The sequence below is a fragment of the Aquisalimonas sp. genome (genome assembly GCF_007120195.1).
Classification (GTDB): domain Bacteria; phylum Pseudomonadota; class Gammaproteobacteria; order Nitrococcales; family Aquisalimonadaceae; genus Aquisalimonas.
Window position 1 is genome coordinate 22,072 of sequence record NZ_SKOG01000228.1, and the last position, 8,207, is coordinate 30,278.

An 8,207-nucleotide genomic window follows, 5' to 3' on the forward strand; every position below is an offset into this window, starting at 1 on the left:
TTACTGGCGAGGTGAGTCAGAAACGCTTACACCTCGCGCGCACCCATCTCCCGTGGATGCCGCTTCCCGTGGCAGTTGACAACTCCCAGTTCGCTACCCGAGGCGGCGCGTACGCCTACAACGTTGCCTGCGGCCGAGGGTGTGTCTATGGCAGGGTGAGGCGAGATGCTATTGAGGCTACAGTACTCGTCGTGAGTTCAGCGTGAGCGACACAGATCCGGATGCCGGGTGTGCCACGGCGTTGCCTGCTCGAAGGCCTGAGCAATGCGCAATGCCTTATCTTCGCCGAACGGCGCTGCGTAAATCATCAGGCCCACGGGCAGACCCGCCGAGGTGAAGCCGCACGGCACGGTGACCGCACAAAGGTTCAGCAGATTGCCGACGAAGCAGTTACGCAGATAACTCCCCGCATACTTCATGTAGGTGTCGAAATCCGCGTCCACGTCATCCAGGGGCTTGGCGGGAGTCATGCACGTGGGCGCCAGCAGCACGTCCGCGTTGACGAAACGCCGGACAACCCGTTCCCGCAGCGGCAGCAATGCCCGCAAAGCGTTACGGTAATCCACAGCTCTAACCTCCCCGCCGGGGCGCATGCGGTCACGCACCACCGGATCCAGATCCCCGGGTTGCTGCTCCAGGCGCGCGGCGTTGATGGCATACGCTTCGACCTGGGAAATCACGCTGGGTCGGGCCATCACCTCACGGGCCTCGGCAAAATCCACCGCGGAGACGTGGGCGCCCAGATCGCGGAAGACGCCAGCGCTGTCGCGAACCGCACGCTCCACCTCCGGGTCGAGATCCTCGAACAGGAATCCTTCCGCAAAGGCCACGCGCAGTCCCCGAGCTCCGCAGTGCAATGTGGCAAGCACATCGATGCCGCCGATGCCGTGCGTAGTCTCATCTCCCGCATCGGCACCCTGCATTGCGGTGAACATGTGGGCAGCGTCGGCCACGCTGCGGGCCAGCGCACCCACGGAGTCGAGGCTTTCACTCAGCGGATAGACGCCGTGCCGGCTGATCCGCCCGACCGTGGTCTTGAGCCCCACGATGCCGCAGAGCGCCGCCGGCGTGCGCACTGAACAAGCCGTGTCCGTGCCCGTTCCCAGGGCTGCGAGACCTGCGGCCACCGCCACCGCGGAACCGCTGCTCGACCCACCGGGAACATGATGGCGCTTCGCCCAAGGGTTACGCGGTGTACCGTGACTGTGATTGACGCCTACAGAGCCGAACGCGAACTCCACCGTGTTGGTTTTTCCGAGCAGCACCATACCGGCAGCCGCCAGCCGGCGGGTTACCGTGGCGTCCCGCGCCGCGACGTTGCCCTCGAGTGTTCGCGACCCCGCCGTGGTCGGCAGACCCGCCACGTCAAACAGATCCTTGGTGACGTAGGGAATGCCGTGGAGGGGCCCAAGGTCGATGCCGGCGCGAAGCTGCCGCTGCGCCGCCTCGGCCGCCGCCAGGGCCCGATCCGGGGCAATCAGGCGAAAGGCATTTAGGCTCGGATTCAGTGCGTGAATGCGCTTCAGGTACGCTTCGCACAAGGTCACCGGCGACAGTTCACCGGCGCGGATACGCGCCGCGAGGGTCGTGGCCGGGAGAAACGGCAGATCGTCCATGGACACGTCTCGACAACACCGGAAGGCTGCAGCATAGCAAAGGATGAGCGCCAGGGCGGATAACCTGTGGTCCTATGCAACACTCGCCACGACACGCAATCGGTGCGTTCTAACAGCGTCACTCGCGGCAATCGGGCGCCGCACAGATCGGTGGCCCCGCCGCAGGCCGGACAGGATTCATCGGGTACATCCGTGTACCCGACCACCTCGCGGCAGCCTACGGCTGTGCAAATCGGCACTCCTGCCGATTTGTCAATGGCGATGCCGAAGACCCGTTTCAGGCGTTGCCCCCAGGTCATCGCGACGCGGCGGTCGGCAGGCGTTGGCGCCTTAGCATCACCTAGTCGTGGCACGCTGACCTCCTCATCAGTGCACGCGTGCGCTTGGCGTTTCCGTGCAGGAAGCCGTAGTCGCGGACACGACAGTAACCGCTGGGTAGGACATGGATCATTCCGCTGCCAGAGGAAATCGGCCAGCGGCAATGTGCGCTGGCGCATGCGTTGTAATTTACTCTCCTGTTATTCGAACGTGACCTGCTCGGTGACGGGGTCGAACGCCACGATGCGCGCCGTGGTGGTGGGCGAGGCGTGGCCGAGCTGATCCTGAATGCCACGGAGATTGAGGCCGGCTTCCACCAGATGGGTGGCATGCCTTTGACGCCGAGAATGGATTGAGACCCCCTTGCGGATCCGGGCGTCTGCAGCGGCGCGTTTGAGGGCGCCCTTGGTGGTCCCGCGATTCATCACGTGGGTCGAGGTGTGGGTGGCCGAGTGATTGCCGGCTTCAGGGTCTCGCCGAGCAGCGAGCCAAAGCAATCTGTCACGGCTTACGGAAAACCTGCGCCAGCTTGCCATTGTCACTGAGCTTGGTCGGTAGCTCCCGGGAAGACGTTCCGGTGAGGTAGACTGGCTGTTACAGACCAAGCCGTAGATCTGCGCCTTGCTCGCTGAGGGAGTGGTGCCACCGGGAAGCGAGGACGACGCTATACACATTGGAATCGCGGCCGCACAAAGGCGCAGACTTTCTCCTCACATGGAAATGCCGCCACATCGACAACGCCGGGATGAAGTCAGCGATTGCGAAGGTAGTGGATTCACGAGGATTCGTCTTTCCGCAGATCCGTTGACCGGAACCAAGCTTCAAGTCTCGCGAAGGGGGTCAAGCACTGTGAGGAAGCCGAACCGGTGGAAATCGGTATCGCGGGTGTAGATGCGGCTGACGCCGTGCTCACGCATCAGCACGGCGATGTGAAGGTCGTGAACCTGATTGCCCCCCAGCTCCGGCAACTCCATCAACGTCTGTTCCAGGACGGCCGCGTGCCGTGCGGTCGCTTCGAGCAAAGCCATGCCCGGAGAGGCCAGCAAAGCATCCAGAAACCGCCAGCTCTCCGTGACCGACCACGGTCGCTGGAATACGCGCGGATGGCTGGTGACCCGCAGAAACTCGTAGCAAATACTCCAGGTGAGAAACACCGGCGCCGGCTGGCGCCGCCAGCGCTCCAGGTGCGCGCGACAGGCTGCATGGTAGGGGGAGTCCTGATCCGCCGCGTAGATCAGAATGTTGGTGTCGACAACGTGCACTTATCGGTCTTCCATGATCTTATAAAGCCGATCCCGGTCAGCTACATCGACTCGCATCCCGCCGCTTGCCAGGGTGGGCAGCTCCGGCAGGTGTCCGGACTCCTGCAGGGACTCGGCGAGTATTCGGCGCAGGCCGGCCTCTACAAGCGCGCCCATGGACTTGCCCTGCCGGGCCGCCTCCTCCCGCAGGCGCTGCATGACGGTGTCGTCGATATTCAACGTGGTTTTCATATGGATGACCATATAACGTGTATGGTTATATGGCAAGTTTCGTGGCAGCTGCGCTCCGCCTCGCCGGGCTGGCGCGCCGCTCGGTGTATCCGTGGAATCGAATGGGTCGGGTTCTGGGGGCGCCGCCGAAAGGCACGAGCAAAGGCCAAGTCACAGTCCCGGCGGAAATCCGAAGACAGGCGGGGTTGTTGCCGAACACGGAGGTGGAGTTTGTGGTGAAGGACGGCACAGTGATCATCCGGAAGGCCCGTGGTGACCAGCGGCGGGGCAAGCGCCTGGTGCACACCTTGCGGGGCAAGGCGGAGCGTAAACTTACCACGGACGAGATTATGGCATTGATGCGCGGTGAGGACAGCTGAACGGTAATGTCGGAGGTCCTCGTCGACAGCAACGTCATACTCGACGTTGTCACGGAAGATTCACACTGGTTCGAGTGGTCCGCCGAGCAGCTCGAAAGTCTGTCCGAAGACCCGCTGGTCATCAATCCCTTGATTTACACCGAAATCTCGGTGGGCATCGAGCGAATAGAAACCCTCGACGAGGCGTTGCTTTGCGAATATTTCCGGTGGGATTCGTTACCCTGGCAAGCGGGATTTCTCGCCGGAAAGTATTTCCAGCAGTACCGCCGGGCCAGGAGCATCCGCTTTCACCTCGTACATTGCAACAATGGGAGCAGGGGAGACGGAAACCGTCTGGTGCGGCGAGGGTACTTAGAAAGATCGCTTTCCGGCATCCAGAAGTAATCCGAGAGGGATTGACGGATGCTGGGTAAGTGCGATTCCGTATCGAGTATTCTCTGGCTTGAAGAAGAACCTGCGAACAACACCATCAACTCCGCACGAATGCGATCAATCTGCCGAACGTCAATGCGCAGATTCAGGTCGCGGCGGTCAACAACATCATTGTGGCACCCCCGGGTGGTGTAGAGCCGTTCGACCTGCAGGGGGCATCGGGCAGGGCCAGTTCGCGTGACAATATCTGGCTCTCGACGGGCTATTTCGGCCACTACCGATTGATGAGGCCTCACCTGCAACGCCGCCACTGACTGACGGCGGGGGTTCTCGGGCTCCCGCCCTCAGACCGCAACCCGGGGAACGCCGCCGAGCTTTCGGGCGTATAAATACCACGCTGGTTGTGACGCTGGGCTAAAGGATCTGGTTCATCACGGTTCTATTTCACCGGCTACTCTAAACGGAGGGGAACATGGCCACGAATCACGGCAAGAGTATCAAGGATGACGAGCAGTACGAGGCGCTGCGCGATGAGGCTGGCATGAGCAAGGAGAAGGCGGCGCGCATCGCCAACACGCCGCGCAAGACCGCTGGCAAGCGTGGCGGACGCAGGCCGCGTTACGAAGAATGGACACGCGCCGAGCTTTACCACAAGGCTCGGGAAGTCGGCATCGAGGGGCGCTCCAGAATGACCAAGGGTGAGCTCATCACGATGCTTCGCCGCCACTGATCCACCAAGCGCCGGCCGTGCCTGCGGAACCTTCCGCCCTCTTTCCGCGTAAATTAAGAGAACTTGCTGGTGGGGCACACGCCCGACCGACGTTCGGTTATCTCATGGTACCTCCCGCGCCATGCTGGTGCGTTGTGCGCCGGCTGCTGGCGTGACGGTTCGAATCACGCGACCAGGCTCTCGACGGGAGGGAACGGCAATCGGTTTTTCGCCCTTGTGCAGGAGGCCAATTCCATGGCGAACGAAGAGAAGTTTGATTCTCTCGACGACCTGTTTATCCATCAACTGGAAGATCTCTATGACGCCGAGCAGCGCATGACGCGCGCGCTTCCGAAAATGCGGGACGCTGCCAGCCACGATGAGTTGCGCGATGCATTTAGTTATCACCTGGAAGAAACGCAAAGCCAAATCCAGCGGCTAGAGACGATTTTCGAGGCGCTCGGAAAGAGCCCCCAGCGTGAGACCTGTGAAGCCATGAAAGGTTTGATTCGCGAAGGCGAGGAAATGATCAACGCCAAAGGGAATGACACCGTACGTGACGCCGCACTCATTGCCGCGGCGCAGCGTGTCGAGCACTATGAAATCGCCGCTTACGGCACTGCGCACACTATCGCGTTGCAGCTGGGGAATCGGGAAGCCGCCCAACAGCTCGACGACACGTTGCACGAGGAGAAAAACGTCGACGCCAAATTGACGGAGATTGCCCAATCCTACGTCAACCCGGCGACGTAACGATGCTCGGCACAATATCGGCGAGGATACTGCAAGGTTAAATCACCAAGCCCCGCAGCCGAGCCGATACTCGTGCACGACGCCGCGGCATGGTCGCGCACGGACCTCCTAAATTGGCGAGGCCCCATCCGCGCCGCGGCGAACGCTTACCCGGTAGCCACCGCCGGGCGACAGGCGAATCCGACGGCCAAGGTCCCATGGCCGCCTCGATTGCCTGCCACTTAGATAGGCGCCGCTGAAGCGGCGTCGCTGCGCGCCCCCACGCTTGTCCTCACTTGCCGGGATCGCCACGCAGTCTCCTGGTGGCCACGTCACAGGTGCCCACGTGGCCCTCAGTGGAGACGATGATCGCTAACCGGAAAACCGGAATCGGCCTGGGAAGGGCGCGGTCACCGGAAGGGACTCCTCCCCATTTGCAAATACGCCAATCTGTTTCCGCAACCCCATCACTTCTCCGCCTGCTTGTTCTTACAGAAAACAGCACAATCCAATCCCAGCAGTTCCCGGTGACCAGCGCTTGGCCGTGCCGGTGAGCAGTTACTGTGTTGGAGCGCAACATCACCAGCCACCGTGGCGGGTAGGGCGGAGAGGATGAGTTCTTTCGTCGGACGCTGAAACTGGCTATCGCTCGAAACACACCAGGGTCCGGCTACGAGGTGTCGAGCGGGGACAAAATGAACTGCAGCAAGCTGGCCCAACTTAGCGGATTCGGCCCAGGCCCCCATCCGCGTCTCCCAGTAGGTGACGTGGAGGGTGAAGAACAGCGCTCGCAATCGCTCCCCAGAGACAGCGCCGCGAGTGCCAGCGCGCTTGGGCGACCCGAAACACGCGACAGGCGTGCTCCTGAATCCGGCGCGCCGCAACGCGTGGGTGGCTGCAACGCGCTGTGCAGTGCTCGAAAAAACGCCGGGCGCAAGACGCTCGGCTCGGCGGGATCGAGGATGCTGCGCATCTGGAGGTCACGCGGCGCCTGTGACACCCCGTAGAGTGTGCACATTTTGGCGCAAACCACATCGTCGTGGACGACGCGCTGGAGGGCTCCCTCATCCAGCGCCTGGCTCTTGCCGAGTTCGTGAATGGACACACCCATGGCTGATTTTCTTCGTGTGCCGCCGGGGACAATTCCCCTGCTGAAGGTAAGGCATGAGCTATGCCATCGGCACAGGTCCTGAAGACACGTGTTCAGCGCTTCCGGCCGCGCCCCGTCAAGACATTGCGCGCTTTCTGGAATCGGCTGCTGGAGCGAGGCACAAAGCTACCTCCCGCAAGCGCTCCGCCCCGGATTTCCCGCCTTGCCCGGTGATGGAGTTCCTTGCCCTCGTTCAGGTCCGTTACGCGAATTATGGCGATGGTAACCACTCCTCTGAGATTCCTCGATAGTGGCCGTCACAGCAACATGAGGAACTGTGCGGCCTGTCCCAACAAATCTCGCGGGATTGTGCAACTGTTACTAACATGAGGCGGTACTCCAGAGAGTCATCGAGACGCTGATTGGTTGGGCGCAGTGGTAGGGCGCCCAATCTGAACGCAGGGCATGGTCTGTGCCTTGCTTTCGGTGACACAGTGAACGTAGAGGCGGGATTCGTTATGGACAATACAGAGCACTCAATACCCCGGCGTAATTGCAGCGGCAATCATTCGGCAGACTGGATGATCCTACAGTCCGGCACCGACCTGCTGACATTCACCTGGGAGACCAATTTGCTCTTTCTGACCAGCGGGGTTCGGATGCTTCTGTGGCCATCATGGTTGCCACAGGCAACGACCGCTCCGCGACAAGAGGCCCAGGTGATTCGCCCCTCGTTTGGACGTACCCCGAGACGTCGCTATCGCAGCGTGGCAAAGGTAATTCGATTCCCCTCCAGGCTCAGGTACGCATAGGGCGATGACGCGGGGCATAAAGGTTTGTGCCTCGCCGTTCTCCTCGACGGTGACAGCGGTGTATTCCTTTATTCGAAGTCGCTGCTCATGGCCGCGCCCGAGTCCCGGGTGTAGATGTAACACCAGGGTCCGTCACTTCCCAGATCGCCACCCTGATTCGGCTCGTAGTAACTATATCCGTGACCCACCGCTTTTCGTCCGGGCGCTGCTCCCGAACACCGTCGCAGAGATAGAATCCATCGGGGTCGAAGACGCTTGCGAGCGTCATCGCGATCTATTTGCAATGGACCGTGTTCCGGAACCCAAATGGGTCAGCCAGGAGGGCAGCGGAATTACACCTGGATTAATCTTTTTGTGTTCTTCGTGGTGCGGGCCGAGGAATTGCTGATGGGCAGATGAAGAATCGTTCATCAACCCGCTCCGTGTTCACTGGGATGCGCCGAATCGCTTTACGATGGCTCTTGTGCGCTTCATAGCAGCGGGGTTAAAAACAGAGTGTGTGGTGTCCCCGTTCGGTCGAACCGTCATGCGAACGGGGACGCGCTCTTTACCCCAGTGCAGGAGGCGGCGCATGGAGTTTCACAGAGGGCGGCTGATTGACCATATTCATCTCGAGGTCTCCGATCTTGCCCGCAGCAAGCGGTTCTATCGGGCAGTCCTCGAGGTGTTCGGCGTAACGATTGCCGGCGAAGGCGACGGCTATTTC

At 61.2% G+C, this 8,207-nt stretch carries 7 protein-coding genes and 1 pseudogene; 4 read left to right on the top strand and 4 right to left on the bottom strand.

What is annotated here, in order from left to right:
* Positions 1-197 precede the first annotated feature (197 nt).
* From QZT63_RS16385 to QZT63_RS16400, 4 genes are all read right to left on the bottom strand, one after another.
* Positions 198-1,616: an amidase gene (locus QZT63_RS16385; RefSeq protein WP_290652570.1), complete on the bottom strand. Its 1,419-nt coding sequence runs from the start codon at positions 1,614-1,616 to the stop codon at positions 198-200.
* A gap of 518 nt (positions 1,617-2,134) precedes the next feature.
* Positions 2,135-2,359, bottom strand: a complete 225-nt coding sequence (locus QZT63_RS16390) for a tyrosine-type recombinase/integrase (protein WP_290652571.1) — start codon at positions 2,357-2,359, stop codon at positions 2,135-2,137.
* Between the two features lie 396 nt (positions 2,360-2,755).
* Complete coding sequence (locus QZT63_RS16395) at positions 2,756-3,196, bottom strand: TA system VapC family ribonuclease toxin (protein WP_290652572.1); 441 nt, start codon at positions 3,194-3,196, stop codon at positions 2,756-2,758.
* Positions 3,197-3,427: a hypothetical protein gene (locus tag QZT63_RS16400; protein WP_290652573.1), complete on the bottom strand. Its 231-nt coding sequence runs from the start codon at positions 3,425-3,427 to the stop codon at positions 3,197-3,199.
* A 41-nt stretch (positions 3,428-3,468) separates the two neighbouring features.
* Here QZT63_RS16400 and QZT63_RS16405 point away from each other — a divergent pair, with 41 nt between their 5' ends.
* From QZT63_RS16405 to QZT63_RS16420, 4 genes and pseudogenes are all read left to right on the top strand, one after another.
* Positions 3,469-3,786 carry an AbrB/MazE/SpoVT family DNA-binding domain-containing protein gene (locus QZT63_RS16405; RefSeq protein ID WP_290652574.1) on the top strand — a complete coding sequence of 106 codons (318 nt, stop codon included), beginning with the start codon at positions 3,469-3,471 and terminating at the stop codon, positions 3,784-3,786.
* Positions 3,787-4,070: 284 nt separating this feature from the next.
* Positions 4,071-4,199: pseudogene (locus tag QZT63_RS16410) on the top strand (transcriptional regulator); the annotation flags it as partial.
* A 431-nt stretch (positions 4,200-4,630) separates the two neighbouring features.
* Entirely contained in the window at positions 4,631-4,888 is a 258-nt protein-coding gene (locus QZT63_RS16415) for a Rho termination factor N-terminal domain-containing protein (protein WP_290652575.1), read from the top strand.
* Between the two features lie 234 nt (positions 4,889-5,122).
* The gene (locus QZT63_RS16420; RefSeq protein WP_290652576.1) at positions 5,123-5,620 is read left to right on the top strand and encodes a ferritin-like domain-containing protein; all 498 of its coding nucleotides are present in this window, start codon (positions 5,123-5,125) and stop codon (positions 5,618-5,620) included.
* The last annotated feature ends 2,587 nt before the right edge of the window (positions 5,621-8,207 follow it).